The organism is Azospirillum baldaniorum (genome assembly GCF_003119195.2).
GTDB lineage: Bacteria > Pseudomonadota > Alphaproteobacteria > Azospirillales > Azospirillaceae > Azospirillum > Azospirillum baldaniorum.
The window spans coordinates 116,671-136,143 of the sequence record NZ_CP022262.1 but is presented as its reverse complement, the minus strand read 5'-3'; the positions used below and the strand labels follow the sequence as shown (position 1 = coordinate 136,143).

The 19,473-nt window shown below is 70.2% G+C and carries 23 protein-coding genes; 9 read left to right on the top strand and 14 right to left on the bottom strand.

What is annotated here, in order from left to right:
- Window positions 1–42: 42 nt before the first annotated feature.
- Genes Sp245p_RS32020 through Sp245p_RS31995 form a run of 6 tightly spaced genes read right to left on the bottom strand, consistent with a single transcriptional unit; the run spans window position 43 to window position 5,078 of the window.
- Window positions 43–693, bottom strand: coding sequence for a flagellar hook assembly protein FlgD (locus Sp245p_RS32020; RefSeq protein ID WP_014200137.1), 651 nt, complete (start codon window positions 691–693; stop codon window positions 43–45).
- A gap of 15 nt (window positions 694–708) precedes the next feature.
- On the bottom strand, window positions 709–2,025 hold the full coding sequence (locus tag Sp245p_RS32015; protein ID WP_014200136.1) for a flagellar hook-length control protein FliK: 1,317 nt from the start codon (window positions 2,023–2,025) through the stop codon (window positions 709–711).
- Window positions 2,026–2,072: 47 nt separating this feature from the next.
- On the bottom strand, window positions 2,073–2,810 hold the full coding sequence (locus Sp245p_RS32010) for a MotE family protein (RefSeq protein WP_109139276.1): 738 nt from the start codon (window positions 2,808–2,810) through the stop codon (window positions 2,073–2,075).
- A gap of 3 nt (window positions 2,811–2,813) precedes the next feature.
- Window positions 2,814–3,470: a DUF6468 domain-containing protein gene (locus Sp245p_RS32005; protein ID WP_014200135.1), complete on the bottom strand. Its 657-nt coding sequence runs from the start codon at window positions 3,468–3,470 to the stop codon at window positions 2,814–2,816.
- Complete coding sequence (gene fliM, locus Sp245p_RS32000) at window positions 3,451–4,560, bottom strand: flagellar motor switch protein FliM (RefSeq protein WP_014200134.1); 1,110 nt, start codon at window positions 4,558–4,560, stop codon at window positions 3,451–3,453. The genes Sp245p_RS32005 and fliM overlap by 20 nt, the downstream gene beginning before the upstream one ends.
- A 17-nt stretch (window positions 4,561–4,577) precedes the next feature.
- Window positions 4,578–5,078 (bottom strand): flagellar basal body-associated FliL family protein, encoded by a 501-nt coding sequence (locus Sp245p_RS31995; protein ID WP_109139275.1) that lies wholly within the window; start codon window positions 5,076–5,078, stop codon window positions 4,578–4,580.
- Window positions 5,079–5,265: 187 nt separating this feature from the next.
- Between Sp245p_RS31995 and fliF the strand changes: the two genes are divergently transcribed.
- From fliF to Sp245p_RS31960, 7 genes are read left to right on the top strand one after another with little or no spacing between them, the layout of a single operon-like run.
- On the top strand, window positions 5,266–6,966 hold the full coding sequence (fliF, locus tag Sp245p_RS31990; RefSeq protein WP_109139274.1) for a flagellar basal-body MS-ring/collar protein FliF: 1,701 nt from the start codon (window positions 5,266–5,268) through the stop codon (window positions 6,964–6,966).
- The gene (locus tag Sp245p_RS31985; RefSeq protein WP_014200133.1) at window positions 6,966–7,697 is read left to right on the top strand and encodes a FliH/SctL family protein; all 732 of its coding nucleotides are present in this window, start codon (window positions 6,966–6,968) and stop codon (window positions 7,695–7,697) included. The genes fliF and Sp245p_RS31985 overlap by 1 nt, the downstream gene beginning before the upstream one ends.
- On the top strand, window positions 7,685–8,026 hold the full coding sequence (gene fliN, locus Sp245p_RS31980; RefSeq protein ID WP_014200132.1) for a flagellar motor switch protein FliN: 342 nt from the start codon (window positions 7,685–7,687) through the stop codon (window positions 8,024–8,026). Before Sp245p_RS31985 ends, fliN begins: the two co-directional genes overlap by 13 nt.
- A 32-nt stretch (window positions 8,027–8,058) precedes the next feature.
- On the top strand, window positions 8,059–8,841 hold the full coding sequence (fliP, locus tag Sp245p_RS31975; protein ID WP_014200131.1) for a flagellar type III secretion system pore protein FliP: 783 nt from the start codon (window positions 8,059–8,061) through the stop codon (window positions 8,839–8,841).
- Between the two features lie 4 nt (window positions 8,842–8,845).
- Window positions 8,846–9,169, top strand: coding sequence for a hypothetical protein (locus Sp245p_RS31970; RefSeq protein WP_052584575.1), 324 nt, complete (start codon window positions 8,846–8,848; stop codon window positions 9,167–9,169).
- Window positions 9,170–9,178: 9 nt separating this feature from the next.
- Window positions 9,179–10,207, top strand: a complete 1,029-nt coding sequence (locus tag Sp245p_RS31965) for a flagellar motor switch protein FliG (RefSeq protein ID WP_014200129.1) — start codon at window positions 9,179–9,181, stop codon at window positions 10,205–10,207.
- Between the two features lie 28 nt (window positions 10,208–10,235).
- Window positions 10,236–10,865 carry a hypothetical protein gene (locus tag Sp245p_RS31960; protein WP_129557290.1) on the top strand — a complete coding sequence of 210 codons (630 nt, stop codon included), beginning with the start codon at window positions 10,236–10,238 and terminating at the stop codon, window positions 10,863–10,865.
- 47 nt (window positions 10,866–10,912) lie between these two features.
- Here Sp245p_RS31960 and Sp245p_RS31955 read toward each other — a convergent pair whose 3' ends face one another.
- The 3 genes from Sp245p_RS31955 to Sp245p_RS31945 all read right to left on the bottom strand — a co-directional run bounded on the left by Sp245p_RS31955 (window position 10,913) and on the right by Sp245p_RS31945 (window position 13,061).
- A complete protein-coding gene (locus Sp245p_RS31955; protein ID WP_014200127.1) occupies window positions 10,913–11,809 on the bottom strand; it encodes a sigma-70 family RNA polymerase sigma factor in 897 nt (298 codons plus the stop codon).
- Window positions 11,810–11,835: 26 nt separating this feature from the next.
- Window positions 11,836–12,171 carry an antibiotic biosynthesis monooxygenase family protein gene (locus tag Sp245p_RS31950; protein WP_014200126.1) on the bottom strand — a complete coding sequence of 112 codons (336 nt, stop codon included), beginning with the start codon at window positions 12,169–12,171 and terminating at the stop codon, window positions 11,836–11,838.
- Between the two features lie 110 nt (window positions 12,172–12,281).
- Window positions 12,282–13,061, bottom strand: coding sequence for a response regulator transcription factor (locus tag Sp245p_RS31945; protein ID WP_109139273.1), 780 nt, complete (start codon window positions 13,059–13,061; stop codon window positions 12,282–12,284).
- Window positions 13,062–13,413: 352 nt separating this feature from the next.
- On the opposite strand from Sp245p_RS31945, the gene Sp245p_RS31940 reads away from it, so the two are divergent.
- The gene (locus Sp245p_RS31940) at window positions 13,414–14,232 is read left to right on the top strand and encodes a coiled-coil domain-containing protein (RefSeq protein ID WP_014200123.1); all 819 of its coding nucleotides are present in this window, start codon (window positions 13,414–13,416) and stop codon (window positions 14,230–14,232) included.
- 17 nt (window positions 14,233–14,249) lie between these two features.
- On the opposite strand, the gene Sp245p_RS31935 is transcribed toward Sp245p_RS31940, so the two are convergent.
- The 3 genes from Sp245p_RS31935 to Sp245p_RS31925 form a co-directional block, all read right to left on the bottom strand.
- Window positions 14,250–14,483, bottom strand: a complete 234-nt coding sequence (locus Sp245p_RS31935) for a hypothetical protein (protein ID WP_014200122.1) — start codon at window positions 14,481–14,483, stop codon at window positions 14,250–14,252.
- Window positions 14,484–14,606: 123 nt separating this feature from the next.
- Window positions 14,607–15,290, bottom strand: coding sequence for a class I SAM-dependent methyltransferase (locus Sp245p_RS31930; protein ID WP_014200120.1), 684 nt, complete (start codon window positions 15,288–15,290; stop codon window positions 14,607–14,609).
- A gap of 61 nt (window positions 15,291–15,351) precedes the next feature.
- Window positions 15,352–16,356 carry an alpha/beta hydrolase family protein gene (locus Sp245p_RS31925; RefSeq protein WP_041814387.1) on the bottom strand — a complete coding sequence of 335 codons (1,005 nt, stop codon included), beginning with the start codon at window positions 16,354–16,356 and terminating at the stop codon, window positions 15,352–15,354.
- A gap of 235 nt (window positions 16,357–16,591) precedes the next feature.
- Between Sp245p_RS31925 and Sp245p_RS31920 the strand changes: the two genes are divergently transcribed.
- Complete coding sequence (locus tag Sp245p_RS31920) at window positions 16,592–17,257, top strand: MarC family protein (protein ID WP_014200118.1); 666 nt, start codon at window positions 16,592–16,594, stop codon at window positions 17,255–17,257.
- Window positions 17,258–17,263: 6 nt separating this feature from the next.
- On the opposite strand, the gene Sp245p_RS31915 is transcribed toward Sp245p_RS31920, so the two are convergent.
- The gene (locus Sp245p_RS31915; protein WP_014200117.1) at window positions 17,264–18,322 is read right to left on the bottom strand and encodes a Glu/Leu/Phe/Val dehydrogenase dimerization domain-containing protein; all 1,059 of its coding nucleotides are present in this window, start codon (window positions 18,320–18,322) and stop codon (window positions 17,264–17,266) included.
- Window positions 18,323–18,709: 387 nt separating this feature from the next.
- On the bottom strand, window positions 18,710–19,324 hold the full coding sequence (locus tag Sp245p_RS31910; RefSeq protein WP_041814659.1) for a DUF2076 domain-containing protein: 615 nt from the start codon (window positions 19,322–19,324) through the stop codon (window positions 18,710–18,712).
- Window positions 19,325–19,473 lie beyond the last annotated feature (149 nt).

The following is a 19,473-nucleotide window of genomic DNA, read 5'->3' as shown; positions in this document are numbered from 1 at the left end:
CCTCCCCTGCCGGCCCGCGCGTCGCTTCCAGCGTTGCGGCCATCAGGATGCGGACAGGATGTCCGTGCCTTTCACCGTGGCGCCGCCCTTCAGAACGAACTGCGTCTCGCCGTTGACGCTGCGCACCTCCTTCACCGTGTCGGTCGTCACGGTTGCGGTGGTCAGCGACGCGCCGGTCTTGTCCTTCGCCGTCACGCGCACGAGGTAGGTGCCGTCCGCGGCGGTGGCGCCGTCGCTGCGCTTGCCGTCCCAGGTGAAGGTCTGACGGCCCGTCTTCGGGCTGCCCGGGGCGCTGTAGATCACCTGCCCGGCGTCGTTCACCACCTCGATCTTCACCGATGCGGCGGCCCCGTCGATGGCGTAGGCCATTTCCGCCTTGCCCTCCGACAGGCTGATGCGGTCCGATGCGGCTTCCACCTTGCGGCCCAGATAGGCCATATCCAGCCGCATGCCGCTGTTCTTCAGCGTGTCCAGAACCTGCCCCAGCGTCTCGTTCGTCCGCACGCCCTGCTCCACGGTGGAGAGTTGGGCGAGCTGAGTCATGAACTGGGTGGCGTCCATGGGTGACAGCGGGTCCTGGTTGCGCAGCTGCGCGGTCAGCAGCTTCAGGAACGCCTCGTAATCCACCGTCTGCTTTTTCGCGGCGGCGGAGGGGGGTGTGGTGGCCGTGTTGGTGGCCGCGGTCGTGGTCATGGCGGGTCCTTGCGGCTAGACGGAGATGTCGACGAGGCCGTCGATGGGGCGGGCGGCGCGTTCGGGCGGCAGGGCACCGGAGGAATCGGCGAGGCGGATCGCCCGTCCGGGGCCATCCTGGCGCCCTCCCGCCCCGTCGCCCTGGCCGGAGAAGGCGAAGCCGCGCGGCTCGCCGTCGCCCCGCAGCGAGAAGTTCAGGGTGCCGCCGTCCAGCTCGAACCCGGCGTCGGACAGGGCGCGCTCCAGGTGATGGATGTCCCGGCGCAGCAGGGCCAGCGTCTCCGGGCTTTCGGCCTGGACATGCAGGGCGACGCGGGCGCCGCTCAGCTCGGCGACGACGCGGACGGGGCCAAGCTCCTCCGGCTTCAGGTCGATGTGGAATTCGCCGCCGCCCGCCTCGACGACGCGCACCAACTGGCCGGCCACCTGGGCGGCGGGCAGCCGCGCCGCTGCGTTCTCGCCGGGATGCGCCGCGTAATGGGCCGCCGCGTGGGCCGCCGGCGGGGCGAGGGTGGAGGGAAATGGTGCCGTGCCGACGGGGTCCGCCGGGGAGGACAGCGCCGACAAGGCTTCCGGTCCGGTCAGATTGCCGCGGCCTTGCCCCTGTCCTTGCCCTGAATTCTGGCCGGTGCCGCCGTTGGACGCGGCGTTGCCGCCCGCCTGGGCCGCCTGCTGAAGCTGGGGGGAGGGAGCCTGCGTCGCGTCGCCCTTGGTAGGCGTCGCGGGGTCCTTGGCTTGGAACAGCGGGGCCGAGTCCAGTTTGGCGCCGGAAGCCGGCAGGGCAACGGACGGGGTGGCGGGTGCCGCGGAGTCGGTCGCGGCCTGCGGTGGCGTCCCGTCCGGTTTGGCGTCCGGGGTTGCCGCGGTGGTGGGCGCTACGGACAGCGACGCGGCTGGCGGCGGCGGAGCGGGTTGGGCCGGAGCCGGCGGCTGGGGCGTCGCGGCGGTTTCCGCCGGGGGAGCCGTGACGGGTGGCACCACCGGCAGGCCGCCGGTCGAAGGCACGAACTCCGGCAAGTCGCCGGCCGCCGCGATGCCGGGCGCCGTAGCGGGCGGCGGTGGGGACAGCAGCGGCAGGAGCGCCGCCAGGGCGGCGTCGGCGCCGGCCGGCGCGCCACCGGTCTGGGCGCCACCGGTCTGGGCGGAGGAGTCCGCTTGGTCCACGTCCGCCTCGGCGCCGCCGCGTTCCGCCGCGTCGTCCAGCAGGTCGGCGAAGGGCGTGCCGGACGCCTCGCGCTCGCCCGGCGCGCCGGAGGACGGCGCTGCCGTCGCCTCCGCGGAGCGGGCGGGGCGGGGCGGCGGGGCGGCAATGACGTCGGGAAGGCTGGGCATGATGTCTCTTGGTGAGAGAACCGCGTGTCTGGCAGCCGGGGCCGGGTTCAGTTCGTCGGCGTCTGCATCAGGCGGACGGGCAGCGGGGCGGGCGGCGGCGGGCGGTCGCCGGGCAGGGCGCGGCGTTGCAGGACGAGGCGGGTGACCTCGCGCGCCTTGCCGTCCTCCAACTCCGCGATGATCGGGGCGGAGCGGCGCTCGGCCATGCGGTCCAGCACGTCGATGATGATGTCGGTTTCCAGGTCGTTGAAGATGCGCGCGGCGTCGCGCGGCTTCATCGTCTCGTAGATCGTCACCATGCGCTTCAGATCCTCCTGCTGGAGGTTGGAGCGCTGCTGCATCAGCGCCTCCACGTCGCGCTTGATGGCGCTCAGCTTCTGGATCTGGGCGGTGGCGCGGGTCTCGGCGGCGGCCAGCACCGCTTCCGCCTCGCCGAGATGGCGGGTGCGGGCGCTCACGTCGGCCTTCTGCTCCGCTATGGCGGCGCGCAGAGCCGGGTCGGTGCAACTCGCCGCGGGCAGGGCGGCGTCCACGGGCGGGGCGGCCGGGGTCATCGGCAGCGCCGCCATTGCCGGGCCTGCCGGTGCGGGCGTCGGTGCGGCCGAGGTTTCCCCGGAGGAGGACTCCGCTCCGCCCTTCAGGTCCTTGGCCCAGGGGCGCTCATGCTTGCCGAACTCGCGGTCGAACTGCTGGGCGACCACCGGGAGCCCTTCCATCAGCGAGCCGAGCTTGAGCGGCAGCACCATCAGGATCGCCACCAGCGTGATGGGAAGTACGCGCAGCATGGCTCAGCGCTCCGGTCCGATGGCCCGCAGCCGGGCGTAGAAGGCGTTGGCGGCCTGCTGCCGCGCGCCGCCGGTGTCCACGGTGGCTTCGGCGGTCTCGATGGCGGCCTCCGGGACGGGCGACGGTTCCTCCGCCGGGCGTGCGGCGGCCCCGGCCAGCGCGGCGACGCGCATCGGGCGGAAACCGTCCTCGTCCTCCACCGCGTCGCTATCCAGTGCGGAAGCGGCGTTCGCGGGGGCCGGCACCGGTTCCATGACGGAGGCGGGGACAGTGGCGGGCGGCGGGACCGGGCGAGGCCGCGGGCGCGGCGCCGGGCCGTCCTCCAGCCGGCGGACCAGGGCGCGGGCCTCCTGCACGGACGCCTCGATGCGCTTGGACGCCCGCTCGCAGGAGCCGAGAACCAGCGCCGCCTCCTCGGTCACGCCCTTGGCGCGGTCGAGCCCGTCGGACAGCTTGGCCGAGGCCTCGGTCGCAGCGGCGACCAGCCGCTGCACCGAGGCCTCCGTCTCGTCGATGGTCTTGGAGAAGGTGCCGATCAGCGCGCCGATCTCGGCCTGGCTGGAGCGCATCACCTTCAGCCGCTTGTTGACGATCACCAGGAACACCGTGGCGGTGACGAGCATGACCGCCAGAACGGCGTCAATGAGGAATGAGACCATCGATCAGCTCCTGCTTGGTCTCCAGGTCGGTGTCGATCTTGACGGAGATGTTGCCGTTGCGCTGGCCCATGTGGCCGGCGAAGAGGGGGGTGGTCTTGCTTTGCAGCACCACCGGCGCGTCGGGGTCGATGCGCAGCTTCAGCGAGGTGCCCTTTTCCCAGTTCAGCACCTCGCCCAGCGAGACCTGCGTCTGCTGCAGCACCGCAACGAGGTCCAGCTTGGCGCGCATCAGTTCGGCCTTCAGATGGTTTTCCCACACCGTGTCGTGGCCGAACTTTTCGCCCATGAAGGTCTGCACCAGCTTGCCGCGCACCGGCTCCAGCGTGGCGTAGGGGATGACCACCTCGGCGTGGCCGACGCGGCGCTCCACCTCCACGGCGATGCGCACGCGGATCACCGCGTTGGTGGCGCGGGTGATGGTGGCGAATTGCGGGTTCGTCTCCAGCCGGTCGAAGGTGAAGTCGATGGGCGTGATCGGGTCGAAGGACTGGCTGAGATCCTGGAGGATGACCCGGATGAGCCGCTCGGTGATCTTGCGCTCGATGGAGGTGTAGGTGCGCCCGTCGATGCGCCGGGCGCGGCTGCGCCGTCCGCCCAGCAGCACGTCCATCATGCAGTAGATCAGCGCGCTGTCGACCGACACGACGATGTGGTTGTCCCACTGCTCCGCCCGCGCGACGCCGACCAGGGCCGGAAGCTCGATGGTGTCGAGGAACTCGTTGTAGCGCAGCCAGTCGATGCGCAGCAGGCTGGCCTCCACGCTGGTCGAGGAGAACTGGCGCAGCGACGTGTTCAGCAGCCGGACCATGCGGTCGAAGACCACGTCCAGCATCGGCAGGCGGTCCTTGTTGACCGTCGTCGTGCTGATCAGCCGCTCGATGGCGCGGGTCTGCCCGGCGGATTCCGTCTGCGGCCCAACGGCGAAGTTCAGCAGGCGGTCGATCTCCTCCTGGCTCAGCTCCTTGGTGTCGGCCATCAGGGCGGCGGCCTCGGACTCACCGGAGCCGGCGTCCAGGCCCCAGTCGAGATCGTCTCCGGTGCCGCCGTCATGGTCGCCGCCGCCGTCGTCCGTGTCGATGGGAGTGCTCATCCGTTCCTCTGGGTCGGCTATTGGGTGAGAAGGCTGCGCAGCAGGACGTCGGACACCGTGTCCGGGCCGAGGATCAGGTTGAAGCGGCGGCGCAATTCCTCGCGCAGCCGCAGCAGACCGGCGGAACCGCGCAGGTCGTGCTGGTCGATGTTGCGCAGGAACTCCTGCTGGGCGTTGACGAGGTGGGGCATCGCCTGCTCCACCCGGCCGCGGTCCTTGGGCGCCAAGGCCAGCGTCACCCCGATCTTCATGAAGCGCGACGGCGTGTCGGGGCGCAAGTTCACCAGCAGCTCCGGCATGTCGAGCGTCGCCTGGGCCGGCTCGGCGATGGGCGTGCCCTCGAACAGCCGCGCCACCCCGTCCGGCCCGACGGCCATCCAGTAGCCGCCGAATCCGGCCGCGGCGACGCCGCACAGGGCGGCCGCGCCCAGGGCCAGCCGGGCCAGCGGCAGCACGATGACGTACATCCGCTGCCGGCCCGGCGTTCCCGTCCTTGCCTTTCCAGCATCTGTATTCATCGCGGCCGGCGCCTCCAAAATACCGAAAATTTGAGATACTGTTTTAAACGATCAAGTTTTAGCGACTTCCTTCCGGTCGATCTTCGCGGCTTTTACTCCGCTTAAAAGTCATCCCGGTAGGTTGTGAAGGCTCACGGGGTGAACATTACGGTCCCCGCTTTTCGGAAACTTTAAAGGTGCGGGTGTCGTGACGGGACTGATCGACAATCTGCGGACGCTTGGGCGCACGCGCCTTCTGGTGCTGGCCGGCACGGGTGTCGGCATCGTCCTGGCGGTCGCCACCATGGCGGTGCTGCTGTCGCGGCCGCACATGACGCCGCTCTACACCGGGCTGGAACCGGCGGAGGCCGGGCGCATCGTCAAGGCGGTGGAGGCCATGGGCGTGCCGGTGTCGGCCGCCTTCGACGGCACCGCCGTCCAGGTGCCGGAGGCCGAGGTGCCGCGGCTGCGCATGCTGCTGGCTGAGAAGGGCCTGCCGTCGCGCGGCGGCATCGGCTACGAGCTGTTCGACACCGACAAGCCGCTGGGCATCACCAGCTTCATGCAGCGGATGAACCGGCTGCGCGCCATGGAAGGCGAGCTGGCCCGCACCATCGAGACGCTGTCGGGCATCGAGGCGGCGCGTGTCCACATCGTGCTGCCCGATCGCGAGGAGTTCTCGCGCGCCGCCCCGACCCCGACCGCCTCCATCGTGGTGCGCATGCGAGGCCGGGCGCCGCTGGAGCGGCGGCAGGCGCTGTCGATCCGCCACCTCGTCTCCGCCGCCGTGCCCAACCTGAAGCCGAGCGCCGTCACCGTGCTCGACGCCTCCGGCGAGGTGCTGCTGACCGAGGAGGACGGCGACGCCCGCTCCTCGGCGAAGGTGGACGGGCTGCGCGCCGGGCACGAGACGCGTATCTCCCGCGCCATCGAACAGATGCTGGTGGCGCGGCTGGGGCAGGGGAATGTTCGCGTTCAGGTTGCTGTCGACGTCGAAACCAAGCGGGAGGTCGTGCGCAGCCAGAGCTTCGACCCGAACAGCCAAGTGGTCCGCTCCACCCAGACGGTGCAGGAGCAGGACCGCAGCCTGGACAGCACGGGCGAGCCGCCGGTCACCGCCGAGCAGAACCTGCCGCAGCGCGAAGTCCGCGCTCAGGCCCAGAACAACCGCTCCTCCTCCGACTCCAAGCGCCAGGAGGAGACGGTCAATTACGAGATTTCCAATATCGCCCGCGAAACGGTGATCGAGCCGGGCGACATCCGCCGGGTCAGCGTCGCCGTGCTGGTCAACGGCACCTGGGCGACCGCGCAGGACGGCACCCGCAGCTACGAGGCCCGCTCGCCCGAGGAACTGCAGCGCATCACCGAGCTGGTGCGCTCCGCCATGGGCTTCAGCGAGGCGCGCGGCGACCGGGTCACCGTCGACAACCTGGAGTTCGTCAACCTCGCCCCCGAACTGGGCGCCCGCGAGCCGATGGCGGAGATCGTCGACACGCTCAGCCGCAACGTGATGACGCTGATCCAGTGGGTGATCCTGCTGGTGCTCTGCGGGCTGCTGATCGTGCTGGGGCTGCGCCCGCTGATCCGCCGTGTCTTCCCGGCGCCGGAGCCCGTGGCGGCCGAAGCCGCCGCCCCGGCGCTGGCCGCGGGAGCGGCGATGCCGCAGCTCACCGGTCCGGCCATGGGCGGCGATCCCGCCATGCAGGCGGCGCAGCTCACCGACGCGGGCGATCCGGCAACCGCGGCCCTGCCGGGCATCGAGGAGACGATGGACCAGCTCATCGAGCTGCGCACGGTGGAGGGCCGGGTGCGCGCCTCCTCCATCCGCCGGCTGGGCGACATCGTCGACCAGTACCCGGATGAGGCGATCGACATCCTGCGCTCCTGGCTCTACGAGGAGGCGGTCTGATGGGCTACCCGCGCTACCGCTTCGACCAGCGCTTCGACAGCACGGCCCAGGCTGCAGCGCAGGCGGCCGCGGAGTTCGGCGCCCCTCCCGAGCCGGACCCCGTCGATCCGCTCGACGCGATCGTCCATTCCGAACGCCATCTCCAGGCCGCCGTCTACGGCGCCGAAGTCCGCGCCTTCGCCGAGGGGGTGGAGCAGGGTCGGCGCGAGGGCGCGGCGGAGGCCGTGGCCCGCACCGACGCCGCGCTGGCGCAGGCGCTTTCCCACCTCGACGAGCAGCTTGCCGCCCTGGACGGTCGCTTCGCCGACGCCCTGCGCGGGGTCGAGGCGCAGGGGTCGGCGGTGATGCTGGCGCTCGTCCGCCGTCTCGCCCCGGCGCTGCTGGAGCGGATCGGGGCGGCGGAGACCGAACGGCTCGCCACGGATGCCCTGCGGCTGGCCGGCGGGTCGCCGCGGCTGCGGCTGCGTGTCCATCCCGATCTGGCGGAGCCCGTCCGCGCCCGGCTGGCCGACCCGGAGTCCCTTGGCTTCAAGGGCGCGCTGGAGGTCGTCGCCGACCCGTCCCTGCCGCCCGGCGGGCTCGACGCCGCTTGGGAAGCCGGGGGACTGCGCTACGACCCCGCCGCGGTGGAGCGCGCCGTCGACGGCCTGTGCGACCGCGCGCTGGCCGCCCTGTCCACCGAACATGACCTCTTCATCGACACGGAAAGCACCGCATCATGGCCCCACTGAACCTCGACGTTCTGGAAGACGACGCCAAGCCAGCCGAGAAGGACGCCGCCGGCATCCCCGCCGCGGCGATCGCCGGCGGCTCGATGAACGCCATCTACAACGTCCCGGTGGACGTCCAGGTCGTGCTCGGCCGCACCAGTATGCTGGTGGCGCAGCTCCTGAAGCTCGGCCGCGGCGCCGTGGTGGAGCTGGAGCGCAAGGTGGACGAGCCGGTGGAGGTTCTGGTGAACCACCGTCTGGTCGCCCGCGGCGAGGTGGTGATCGTCGAGGACCAGCGGCTGGGCGTGACGCTGACCGAGATCGTGCGCACCGATCTGGCGATCGATTGACCCCCCTTGTGCCGCATCCACGGGGCTCCGCCATGATCCGACGCCTGCTTCCGCCCGCCCTTGCCCTCGTTCTCGCCGTTCTGCTTCCCGCGGCGGCCTGGGCGCAGAGCAGCGGGCTGGACCTGTCCTCCATCGGCAGCGCGCTCGGCAGCGCCACGGGGGAGAGCGGGTCGCTGTCCGGGCGTGTGATCCAGGGCATCGTCCTGCTGACGGTGCTCAGCGTGGCGCCGGGCCTGCTGGTCATGGCGACCTCCTTCACCCGGATCATCGTCGTGCTGTCGCTGCTGCGCTCGGCGCTCGGGCTTCAGCAGTCGCCGCCGAACATGGTGCTGATCAGCCTCGCCATGTTCCTGACCTTCCACATCATGGGGCCGGTCTTCGACGCGGCGTGGCAGGACGGGCTGCGCCCCATGCTGAACGAGCAGGTGACCCAGGAGCAGGGGCTGGAGCGGATGGTCGAGCCCTTCCGCAACTTCATGGTCTCCCAGGTGCGGGACAAGGACCTGTCGGCCTTCGCCGGCTTCACCGGCAAGCCGGAGGCGGAGCAGCCGAAGACGGCGGCCACCGCCGACCTGCGCGTGCTGGTCCCGGCCTTCCTGCTGTCGGAGCTGCGCCGCGCCTTCGAGATCGGCTTCCTGATCTTCCTGCCCTTCCTGGTGATCGACATGGTGGTGGCGGCGGTGCTGATGGCGATGGGCATGATGATGCTGCCGCCGGTGATGATCGCGCTTCCCTTCAAGATCATCTTCTTCGTGCTGACCGACGGCTGGTTCCTGATCGCCAACAGCCTGATCCGCTCCTATGGGGGAACCTGACGCGATGACCGAGCCCCGGCTGCTGCCCGCCGTTCCCTCCGCCGGCCTGTCGGCGCCCCCCGCCGCGCCCCCCACCGGGGCGTCGGGGATGGCCGACAGCGTGACCGCCTTCGCCCGACGGCGGGGCGTCACGGTGGACGACGAGACGGCCGTCGTCACCCTCCTGAACGCGCTCGACCCCAACCCGCTGGTGCCGCACCGCATGGTGCTGGTCGCCGGCAGCGTCCTGGCGAACGCCTTCCGTCACGACCGCCTGCAGGGCGACCGCCCGCTGGAGCGGGATGACGACTCCGACCACTCCACCCTGACCGCCGACCGCTTCTTCTGAGGTGCCAGCATGGGCATGCCGATCAAGATCCGAGACAATTTCAAGAGCCTGAGCGGGTCGGAGAGGACCGCGGTGATCTTCCTGGCGCTGGGCGAGGAGCGCGGCTCCCGCCTGATGGAGAAGCTCGACGACGACGAGATCCGCATGGTCAGCCGCGCCATGGCCAGCCTGGGCAACGTCACCTCCAACCTCGTCGAGGCGCTGCTGCGCAGCTTCACGGAGCGCTTCGCCAACACCGGCTCCGTCGTCGGCTCCTACGACAGCACGGAGCGCATGCTCTCCCGCTTCCTGCCCGACGACCGCGTGTCGGAGATCATGGGCGAGATCCGCGGCCCGGCCGGCCGCACCATGTGGGAGAAGATGTCCAACGTGAACGAGGCCGTGCTCGCCACCTATCTGGCGGGCGAGTACCCGCAGACGGCGGCGGTCATCCTGTCGCGCATGCGCAGCGACCACGCCGCCAAGGTGCTGCCGCTGCTGGCTCCGGCGCTGCGGCTGGAGGTGATCGAGCGGATGATCCAGATCGAATCCGTGCAGCGCGAGGTGCTGCTGGACATCGAATCCATCCTGCACAACGAGTTCATGGCGAATTACGCCCGCACCCACGGCGCCGACACGCACGAGCGGATGGCCGACATCTTCAACCGCATCGACCGCGACACCATGGCGGACATCTTCACCGACCTGGACGCGGTGATGCCGGATTCGACCCACCGCATCCGCCAGCTCATGTTCACCTTCGAGGATCTGCTGCGGCTCGACCGCGTGTCGCTCCAGGCGGTGATCCGGCGCTGCGACACCGGCCAACTGGCCATCGCGCTGAAGGGGGCGGAGGCGCTGCAGCGCGACCATTTCCTGTCGGTCCTATCCGAGCGTGCCCGCATGATCCTCCAGGACGAGATCGAAAACATGGGGCCGGTGCGCATGCGCGACGTCAACGAGGCGCAGGCGGAGATCGTGCAGGTCGCCAAGGCGATGGCGGACGACGGGGCAATCGTCCTTCCGCAATCGGACGAAGCGGACGCCGTCGTCTATTGATGGTCGTTGTCCACTGATGGGTGTGCTGATGCCGGACGCGGTCGCCGAGGTTGGCCATCTGCTGGCGGTGGTGGAGGCGCTGGACCCGCGGGCGGCGCAGGAGCTGCGCGGCGGGCTGCCGCGCTGCGATTCCACCTTCGGCCTCGGGCTGGCCTTCTTCCTGGCGGCGACCGCCAACGGCGCGCGGGCGTGGCTGGGGCCGAAGCGCTGCCGGTTGCTGGAGCAGCTCGACGGCGGCGCCTTGCTGGACGATCTCGACTTGGCGCTGGCGCCGCGCCACCGCCGCACCGCCGACGGGCGGGAGTGGCGGGTGATGAGCATCCCGGTGATGGACGGCACGGCGTCGGGCGGCTGCTGCGGCCTGCTCTGCGCCATTTCCGACGGGGCGGACCTTCAGACAGGAAGCGCGCTGGTCCTGCAGATGCGGCTGCCGGCGCTGGGGGCGGTGCAACTCGTCGCGGCGGGGGAGGGGCGGCGGTTCGATGTGACGCTGCAGACCGGCGGCGGCCTGTCCTCCGCCGCGCTGGCCGACATGCAGGACGGGTTCGCCGGAGCCATGGGCGACGCGGGCCTGGGTGGCGACCTGACGGTGGGGCCGCTGGCCGGGGCCTGGCTGGATTTGGAAGAGGAGGCTCTCAGCGCGGACTGGTCGGGCTGAGCGTCCGTCGAAACCCGGAAGGGACGGGCTGAAGCCGTTGATCCGGCTCAGTTCAGCTCGATTTTGATCCGTACTTCGCGACAGTGCTCGTCCAGGTGCCGCACCTTGTCCGGATTTCTGGTGATGTAGATCGCGACAATTTTTCCCTGCTCGATGTGCAAGGCGGTGGTCTGCACGATCCGGCCGCCCTCGACGGAGATGAAGCCGGGAAGCCCGTCGATCATGGCATAGCGTATAAGAAGGGACGGCGACTGGTTGAACTCTTGCGCAAGCTGGACGTGCCGCGCCATCACCTCATCGATTCCGATCAATGGACGTTGCGAAGCCGGCACCCTGCCACCGCCGTCCGCGCTGGCAATGACATCATCGGCGAGAAGCAAACGCAGCCGGTCCATGTCACCGTCGCGCGACGCGGCGAAGAACGCCGCAGCGATCTCCAGCCCATGCGCTTCCGTCACGAGGAAGCGTGGGCGAGCCGCCTGGATATGCTCACGCGCCCGGCTGGCCAGTTTGCGGCATGCTGCCGCTTCACGGCCTATGGTGTTGGCGACCTCATCGAACCCCATGCCGAAAACATCGTGCAGCAGAAAGGCGGCCCGCTCCAACGGCGACAGACGCTCCAGCGCGATCATCAACGGGAGCGTGATATCGTCGATGGAATCCAATTCCCCCGCGTCAACGATGGGTTCCGGCAGCCACGGCCCGATGTAGGTCTCGCGCCTGCGCCGCGCGGATTTCAGTTCGTTCAGACAAAGGCGCGTGACGATGGTGTGCAACAAGGCCGCCGGCTGCCGGATCGTCTCGCGATCGGTCGCCAGCCAGCGGAGATAGGCATCCTGGACGACGTCCTCGGCATCCGCCACCGATCCGAGCATCCGGTATGCGAGGCGGATGAGGCGGGGGCGAATTTCAGAGAATGATGGGTCGGTGGTGATGTCGTCCATGGTCCTGCCGCCTTGCCATTCCTTCGTTATTCAGCGTGAACGGCTTCGACCGTGTAGAGGCTCGGGGTGACCGACGTCGCGAGGCCCGCGAACTGTTTGAGTTGCTCTTGCGTCTCGGGCTTCTTCATGAAGCCCTCGAAGTGCTCCTTGGATGCCCATTGGGCGTAGTTCACGATTTTCTTCCCGTCGAGGCTGCTATGGATGCAGACCGACATGAAGCCGGGCTGATGGCGAATGGTGTTTTCGGTCGATTCCGAAAGGGCCTTCGCCAAGGCGGCCTGCTTCTCCGGCTCGACCTCGTAAACGTTTATCAGCGTCAGACATGGGGACCGAGGGTCAATCGTTGCGATGTCCTTGGCCATCGTCGCCTCCTTCGAAAGTGCAGCCACGAAGGGGATGACAACGCCTGCCCGCGAAAAGTGACATGCCGGACGAAAAAGGGAAACGCGCGGCACTCAGATCGTGTCCGCCCTCACCCCGCCAGCCGCGCCTCGCCACCCCCACGCCCAAACGCCGCGTAGCCTGGCAACACCCGGCGTGCCGGCCGGGCCGGGGCAGGGTCCTCATGCTCGGGCGGGGCCTCGAACTTGTAGCCGCGGCCGTAGACGGTCTCGATGTAGCGGGCGCCGCCGGTGGCCTCGGCGATCTTCTTGCGCAGCTTGCAGATGTAGACGTCGATGACCTTGTCCAGCGGGTCGGCGCCGGACAGGCCGTAGACCTCGTCGTAGATGTGCTCCTTGGAGACGACGCGGCGGTGGTGGGCGGCCAGCACGCCGAGGATGGCGTGCTCGCGCTGGCTCAGCCGCAGCCGCTCGCCGGCGACCTCCGGGTCGCGCCCGTCGAGGAACACCGTCAGTTGCCCGACCCGCACCGCGTTGCTCAGCAAGCCGCGCGAGCGCCGCCGCGCCACCTCGATGCGCGCCCGCACCTCGGCGCTGACCACCGGCTTGACCAGCACGTCGTCGGCCCCGGCGTGCAGCAGCTCCACCGTCGTCGCCACGCAGCGCCGGTCGAGCAGGCAGAGGATCGCCGCCCCGACCTGATGCGCCCGCAGCGCCGCCACGCAGCGCGCCGGATCGTCGACGCTGCCCAGGACGATGGCGTCGTAGCCAAGTCCTTCCGCCCCCTGCTGTTGCAGAAGCTCCTCCAGCCCGGCCCAGTCCTGGCGGTCGTAGCGGATCTTCCCCATGCCGAGCTGACGGCCGAGCGCGTCGGCGATCAGGGGGTTCGGTTCAACCAGAACAGCACGCATGGGGTTCTCCGCAGCATCGGATCGACCAGGGCGATTGTTTTGCTTTTTAGGAAAAGTCTTTTTCGCGCCTGCAAACATCATTCAAAAAACCAATCGAAATCCGTACTGTCAATCGTTGGTGTTAATACCTTGGCGAGAGGCAGGAGTCGGCGTTAAGGCGGTTTTAAAACCTGTTAACAGACCTGATTTTGGAAAATTTGCCGACGAAATCCGTGAAAATGCGAGATGAATTCTCGGCAGTCTATGTGCCGGACCGTCTCCCGGCCCCGGCCTATGGAAAAAAGGTTCCTGTGCGCAGGGCGCGGGACGCGCTACTGTGGCGATGCAGGCCCGACTGTCAGGATAAGCCGCGATGACCGAGATGATGCCGCTCTCCAACGCCGAGGATACGACGCCTCCGCCCGCGGCGTCAGCCAAGCGGACCACCCGTCAGCGCGCGGCGAAGGCGCCATCGGAGGAAACCACGCAACTCCTGCGCGTCTATGGGGATCAGGTCGCCACGCTGGGCGAACAGATCGCCAAGGCGGAGGCTGCGGCGGACAGCGAACGGGCGGAGCGGCTGCGGGTGATCGCCGAGCACGCCTCCGAACGCGAACGCTGGCGCGAGGCCATTGGGCAGGTGGAGCGGGCGCGTTCCGGGGAGGTCGGGACCCTCCAGGGCGACCGCGAGGCCGAGCGCGACCGCATCAACCAGCTCGTCGAGACGCTGATCGCGGAGACCTCGGCGCGCGAGCAGGGCATGGCCCGCGCGCTTCAGGACGCGGAGGACCGTCTGTCCGCGGTGAACGCGGAGATCGCCGCCCTGCGCCTGTCCCACACGGTGGCGCTGGACCGCCTCCAGGCCGACCGCGAGGCCGAGCGCAAGCGCATCGGTGACCTCGTGGAACGGCTGATCGCCGACACGGAGGCGCGGGAGCGCGGCTTCCGCCAGCGCATCGAGTCGGCGGAGCGCCGCAGCGAGGAGGCGCAGGCGGCGCTGGAGCAGGAACGACGGACCGGCGCGGAGCTGGAGAAGCGGCTGGAGCGGCTGACCGGCACGCTGGACGGCCTGCGCCGCGACCGCGAGGCCGAGGTCGCCGCTTACGAGGCGATGCGCGACCAGTGCCGTATTCTGGTGACCGAGTTGGCGCGGCGGCAGAGCCCCTGGTGGCGCCGCCTGTTCCGGCGTTGAGCGTCCGGCGCTGAGCGTTATTCGTCCTTTTTCTCGTCGCTGCCACGGAAGGGCGCGGTCGCCACATGGGCCGTGGCCGACACCACGTCGCCCGCGACGCTGACCGCGGACCCGGCGACGCTGGCCGCCGTGTCCACGGTGGCGACCACCACGCCGCAACCGGTCAGAAGCAAGGCCGCCGGGAAGAGCAGGACGGCGGCGGACAAGCCGGAGCGGGGCAAGCCGGAGCGGGACAGGACAAGGCGGGGCATGGTCTTCGACCTTCGAAAGGGTGACGCCGCTCCACTATGCCCCGGACGCGCGATGGCGCGCCTGTGACCAAACGGCGGCGCTCATGCTGGCACGCCGCCGTATCGCCACCAAGTGGTCCGTGCTTATGGCAGCCTCTTGAAGACCATGCGCCGCATCGGCTGGTCGAAGGCGGTCATCCCCTCCGCGTCGGTCCGCCCGTTGGCGGCGAAGCGGCGGCGGACCTCGGCCTCCACCGGAGGCAGGCGCTCGCGCCGCGCCGGGTCCACGGCGGTGACGTGGCTCAGGTAATGATCGGCGTCGCGGTAGCGGACCACCGTGCCGTAGACCGTCTCGTCCACCGCCTGCAGCGGCAGCGGCGGGTGCTTCAGCGTGTCGTAGGCGGCGGCGCGCACCTCCGTCTCGTCCTCGATGGGCAGGATGACCTCGAAATAGGCGCCCTCGGCGATGGGCTCGACCACCACCAGCGTGCCGCCGGGCTTCAGCACCCGCGCCGCCTCGGCCATCGCGTCGGCCATGACCGGCAGCGGCAGGTGGTGGAAGCTGTTGGAGTAGACGATGGCGTCCACCGACGCGTCCTCCAGCGGCAGCGCCTCGCCCTTGCCGACGCGGTAGTCGGCGCCGGTTACCGGCTCCGCCTTGCGGGCGCGGGCGAGCTGCCCCTCGCTGATCTCGATGCCGATGGCCCGGGCGCCGAGGCCCGCGAAATGGCGGGTCAGCGATCCGTCGCCGCAGCCGACATCCACCACGGTCCGGTCCCGTGGGTCCAGAACCTCGGCCAGGGCGTCTTTCAAGGTCATCGTCGTCATGGTGCGTTTCCGTTTTTCTTGATGGTTGGCGGGTGTTGGGCGGCGTTCCGGCCCCGGTAAGTCAGGGCACGGCGTTCAGCGTCCGCCGGAAATAGTCGAGGACCTCGTCGTTCAGCCGCGCGTGGAAGGCGGCGCGGTCGAAGCCCGGCGGGTCCTGCACCGTCGCGCCGAAGCGGGCGGCGGCGCTGGCCGGGACCGGTGTCAGGAAGGCGTAGTGGCCGGCACTGGGAACGAGGTCGTATTCCGGCGGTCGGGGCAACAGGCCGCGCACCCGCGCCACCTGGAGGGCGCCGCTCTCGTCTCCCTTCTCCGCCTCGTACAGCCGGACCGGGACGGTGACGCGGGACAGCGCGCCGTCCGCGAACAGGGCGCCGACCGGGTCCATCAGCAGCAGCGAGCGGATGCGCGGATCGCTGGCGGCCTCCAGCCGCTTCGGCGAGACCGCGGCGGCGGTCTTGGCGCCCGCCGGACAGAGGGTCCGGTCGTCGGGGTGGGTGGCGCAGATCTGGGCCAGCCGTCCCGGATCGGCGACCCCGCCCGCCGCCGCCAGCGCCGCATGGCCCCCGGCCGCGTAGCCGAGCACGCCGATGCGCTGCCGGTCCACCCGAAAGCCCATGGGCGAGGAGTCCAGCACGGCGTCCAGCGCCGCGCGGAGCTGCAGCGGCAATTCCGGCCACAGCGGCACGGTGCCGACCCGGTCGCCCTTGCCGGCCCTGGGGTCCGCGTCCGGTTCCATGCCGCCGAGATGGGTCACGATGGCGGTCATCATCCCGCGGCGCGCCAGGAACAGGCCGACACTGACCATCGCCAGCCCGTTGCGCGCCGGCCCCTGGGTCATCATCACCAGGGGCAGGGAATCCAGCGCCGGCCCGCCTTCCGGGGCGACGTTCAGGTGATAGGGTCCCCGCCGGATCGGCTGGACATGGTCGCGCGTCGGGTAGAGCAGCAGGATCGGCACCGTCTTGCCCGTGCCCGGATCGGCGTAGGCGATCTGCGACACCGCCGCCCGGAACTGGGCCGGTGTTTCCGCCCGCGCGGGCAGGGCGGCCGGAAGCAGCCCGGTCATCAGAAGAGCCAGAACCCACCGCCGTGTTCGCCGACCCATTGCAACTCCTCCGGCATCACGTCACGAAGCCTTCCCCGCTGGGGGAGTGTGGCCGTCTTGCCGGTCGAACGGCAAGCACGGCGTTTCCTGCCTGAACAATGGGGGCCGCAAATCATGGCGCCTTGCCAAGGACTGGGCCGGCCTGTACCACGGCGGTGCGCCCCGCCAACCGCCAAGGCACAGGTCGGCCCGTCCCATGTTCGACAGCTTCCTTCTCGCCTTCACGGCGCTGTTCTCGATCGTCAACCCCATTGCCATGGCGCTGATCTTCAGCCAGGTGACGGCGGAGCGCAGCCCGAAGGAGCGGGTGCAACTCGCCGCGCGGGTCGCCGTCTATTCGGCCATCGTCATGCTGGCCGCCCTGTGGGCGGGGTCTTACGTGCTGAACTTCTTCGGCATCTCGCTGGCGGCGCTGCGGATCGCCGGCGGCTTCGTCGTGGCGGAGCGCGCCTGGGCGTTGCTGAGCGCGCCGGAGGCGCATGAGGCGCGCAAGCAGAAACAGGCCGCCCCGGCGGAGGAGGCCGGGGACTCCGATGTCGGGGAATCGGCCTTCTTCCCCCTTACCATCCCCTTCACCACCGGCCCGGGCACCATCTCCGTCGCCATCGCGCTCGGCGCCACCCGCCCCCGGGGCACCGAGGGGCTCACCGAATTCTTCATCGGGGTGTCGGCGGCGGCGCTGGCCATCGCGCTGTTGATCTGGCTGTCCTACCGGTCCGCCGACCGGCTGGTGGCGCTGCTCGGCCACACCCGCGCCCGCGTGCTGACGCGGCTGTTCGCCTTCCTGCTGTTCTGCGTCGGCGTCCAGATCCTGCTGACCGGCCTCCTGGACGCCTTCCCTGTGCTGGCCTCGGGGCGTTGAGCTGATTCAGCGGGCGCGCCCCACACGCTGGCGGGCCATGCGGTCGGCGACGGCGGCGGTCGGTTTGCGCTCCATGTCGGCGCGAGCGAAGATCTCCGTCAGCGTGTCGGCGATCCGCTCGATGTGGGTCATCACGCGGCCATGATCGTAACCGGCGCGCTCGTGGTAGACGTCGATCACCCCGCCGGCATTGATGACGTAGTCGGGGGCGTAGAGGATGCCGCGGTCGGCCAGCGTCTGCCCGTGCCGGGCCTCGGCGAGCTGGTTGTTGGCAGCACCCGCGACGACCGGACAGGTCAGCCGCGGGATCGTGCCGTCGTTGAGGACGGCGCCCAGCGCGCAGGGGGCGAAGACGTCCACCTCCAGATCGAAGATGGCGTCGGCGGACACCGGCGTGGCGCCGACGCGGTCGGCCACGCGGCGGGCCTGCGCCTCGTCGATGTCGGCCACCCACAGCTGCGCCCCGGCCTCGGCCAGATAGCGGGCGAGATGCCCGCCGACGCTGCCCACGCCCTGGATGGCGACGGTCAACCCCTCCAGGTCGGTGCGGTCCAGGCGGTGGAGCACCGCCGCGCGAAGCCCGACGAAGACGCCGTAGGCGGTTGAGGGGGAAGGGTCGCCGCTGCGCGTGCCGCCGCTCGCGGTCGCCTTCTCGACCACGCCGGAGACATGGGTGGTCTCCTGTGCCATGGTCTTGATGTCGGGAACCCCCGTGCCGGAATCCTCGGCGACGATGTAGCGTCCGCCCAGCCGTTCGACGTGGCGCCCCATGGCGCGCAGCAGCGCCTCGCTCTTGTCCGTGCGCGGGTTGCCGATGATGACCGACTTGCCGCCGCCCAGCGGCAGGCCGGCCAGGGCCGACTTGTAGGTCATGCCGCGCGACAGGCGCAGCGCATCGCGCAGGGCCTCCTCGTCGCTGGCGTAGGGCCACATGCGGCAGCCGCCCAGCGCCGGGCCGAGCGCGGTGTCGTGCACGGCGATGATGGCGCGCAGGCCGGACGCGGCATCGGAGCAGAAAACCACCTGCTCATGGTCGTCGAAATCGGGATGGTCGAACAGCGGCACGGCTTCCTCCTGATCTTTTTCTTTTTGAAAAAGCGGAAATCACCATGACGCAAAGCTCGGGCGTCGCGCGCGGCAGGGTTCCACGCGCCGTGCGATGGTTCGGTGTGTCCGCTTTTCCTTGCCCTGTGCTTCACCCCTTCTTGATCGGGCGGGGGAGCGACGGGGCGTTCTCTTGAAGGAAACTAGATGCGCATGAAATTGCTGGCAAGGCGGACGGTTGGCCGGCCTGCAAAAAGCAAGGAGATGAGCGCCGGGGCGGTCCGGAATCGGAAAAGTGTCGCGGACGGGACCACGAACGATAATTTCCGGTCCGCTCTCAAGACGGGGAGGGAGGCCGGGGACCGGCCGGGCGGTGGGGGGAGGCCGCCCGGCCGGTCCCCGCGGGGATCAGAATTCCTCGTCCCCGCCGAAACCGCCCCACGAATCCTCTTCGCTGGGGATCTCCTCGGCCACCTGATCGACGGCGCCCTGGGCCTCCTGGGCGATGGCTTCACCGCCGCCGGAGAAGGCGCTGGACAGCGCGCTGCCGATCAGCATGCCGCCGGCCACGCCCATGGCGGTCTGCATGGCGCCGGCCATGAAGCCGCCGCCGGCCCGCTGCGGCTGCTGGGCGTAGGCCGCGACGCGCGGGTCGCCATAGGCCGGGGCGGCGCCGGGCGCCTGACCCCAGGGGGAGCCGCCGGGGCGCTGCTGCGGGGCCGGGGCGGGCTTGGCGGCGGCGCCGCCACCGAACAGGCCGCCGAAGATGCCGCCGCCGCCGGCCGCCGCGGCCGGGCGCTCCTGAAGCTGGCGCTCCAGCTCCTGGTTCTGGTTCTGCGAGGCGGCGAGCGCCTGCTCCAGCATGACGATGGCCTGCGCCATCAGGTAGGGTGCGCCCGGCTGGCGGGCGATGGTGTCGCGGATGTGGGCTTCGGCCTGCGGGTCGCGCGGGCCGGACTGGGCCTCGGCCTGACGCAGCTTGGCGAAGAGGTCGTCAATGATCTGGCGTTCGGTCTGGTCCATGGCGGTGCTCGTGCTCTCGGTGGTTTGAGGGATGGTCCGGGCGTGCCCCGGCGCGTCGTCCATTGGGTGGGCGGCGGCGTCCGGAGGGGGCCGGAAGGCAGTAGGGAGTGTGGGAGAGGTCTGGGGATCGCGGGTCCATGGGAGCATTC

What these genes read in the sequence shown, in the direction of transcription:
- Sp245p_RS32020 (WP_014200137.1), bottom strand. Translation starts at nt 693, where the DNA reads ATGACCACGACCGCGGCCACCAACACGGCCACCACACCCCCCTCCGCC.
- Sp245p_RS32015 (WP_014200136.1), bottom strand. Translation starts at nt 2,025, where the DNA reads ATGCCCAGCCTTCCCGACGTCATTGCCGCCCCGCCGCCCCGCCCCGCC.
- Sp245p_RS32010 (WP_109139276.1), bottom strand. Translation starts at nt 2,810, where the DNA reads ATGCTGCGCGTACTTCCCATCACGCTGGTGGCGATCCTGATGGTGCTG.
- Sp245p_RS32005 (WP_014200135.1), bottom strand. Translation starts at nt 3,470, where the DNA reads ATGGTCTCATTCCTCATTGACGCCGTTCTGGCGGTCATGCTCGTCACC.
- fliM (WP_014200134.1), bottom strand. Translation starts at nt 4,560, where the DNA reads ATGAGCACTCCCATCGACACGGACGACGGCGGCGGCGACCATGACGGC.
- Sp245p_RS31995 (WP_109139275.1), bottom strand. Translation starts at nt 5,078, where the DNA reads ATGAATACAGATGCTGGAAAGGCAAGGACGGGAACGCCGGGCCGGCAG.
- Sp245p_RS31985 (WP_014200133.1), top strand. Translation starts at nt 6,966, where the DNA reads ATGGGCTACCCGCGCTACCGCTTCGACCAGCGCTTCGACAGCACGGCC.
- fliN (WP_014200132.1), top strand. Translation starts at nt 7,685, where the DNA reads ATGGCCCCACTGAACCTCGACGTTCTGGAAGACGACGCCAAGCCAGCC.
- fliP (WP_014200131.1), top strand. Translation starts at nt 8,059, where the DNA reads ATGATCCGACGCCTGCTTCCGCCCGCCCTTGCCCTCGTTCTCGCCGTT.
- Sp245p_RS31970 (WP_052584575.1), top strand. Translation starts at nt 8,846, where the DNA reads ATGACCGAGCCCCGGCTGCTGCCCGCCGTTCCCTCCGCCGGCCTGTCG.
- Sp245p_RS31965 (WP_014200129.1), top strand. Translation starts at nt 9,179, where the DNA reads ATGGGCATGCCGATCAAGATCCGAGACAATTTCAAGAGCCTGAGCGGG.
- Sp245p_RS31960 (WP_129557290.1), top strand. Translation starts at nt 10,236, where the DNA reads ATGCCGGACGCGGTCGCCGAGGTTGGCCATCTGCTGGCGGTGGTGGAG.
- Sp245p_RS31955 (WP_014200127.1), bottom strand. Translation starts at nt 11,809, where the DNA reads ATGGACGACATCACCACCGACCCATCATTCTCTGAAATTCGCCCCCGC.
- Sp245p_RS31950 (WP_014200126.1), bottom strand. Translation starts at nt 12,171, where the DNA reads ATGGCCAAGGACATCGCAACGATTGACCCTCGGTCCCCATGTCTGACG.
- Sp245p_RS31945 (WP_109139273.1), bottom strand. Translation starts at nt 13,061, where the DNA reads ATGCGTGCTGTTCTGGTTGAACCGAACCCCCTGATCGCCGACGCGCTC.
- Sp245p_RS31940 (WP_014200123.1), top strand. Translation starts at nt 13,414, where the DNA reads ATGACCGAGATGATGCCGCTCTCCAACGCCGAGGATACGACGCCTCCG.
- Sp245p_RS31935 (WP_014200122.1), bottom strand. Translation starts at nt 14,483, where the DNA reads ATGCCCCGCCTTGTCCTGTCCCGCTCCGGCTTGCCCCGCTCCGGCTTG.
- Sp245p_RS31930 (WP_014200120.1), bottom strand. Translation starts at nt 15,290, where the DNA reads ATGACGACGATGACCTTGAAAGACGCCCTGGCCGAGGTTCTGGACCCA.
- Sp245p_RS31925 (WP_041814387.1), bottom strand. Translation starts at nt 16,356, where the DNA reads ATGACCGGGCTGCTTCCGGCCGCCCTGCCCGCGCGGGCGGAAACACCG.
- Sp245p_RS31920 (WP_014200118.1), top strand. Translation starts at nt 16,592, where the DNA reads ATGTTCGACAGCTTCCTTCTCGCCTTCACGGCGCTGTTCTCGATCGTC.
- Sp245p_RS31910 (WP_041814659.1), bottom strand. Translation starts at nt 19,324, where the DNA reads ATGGACCAGACCGAACGCCAGATCATTGACGACCTCTTCGCCAAGCTG.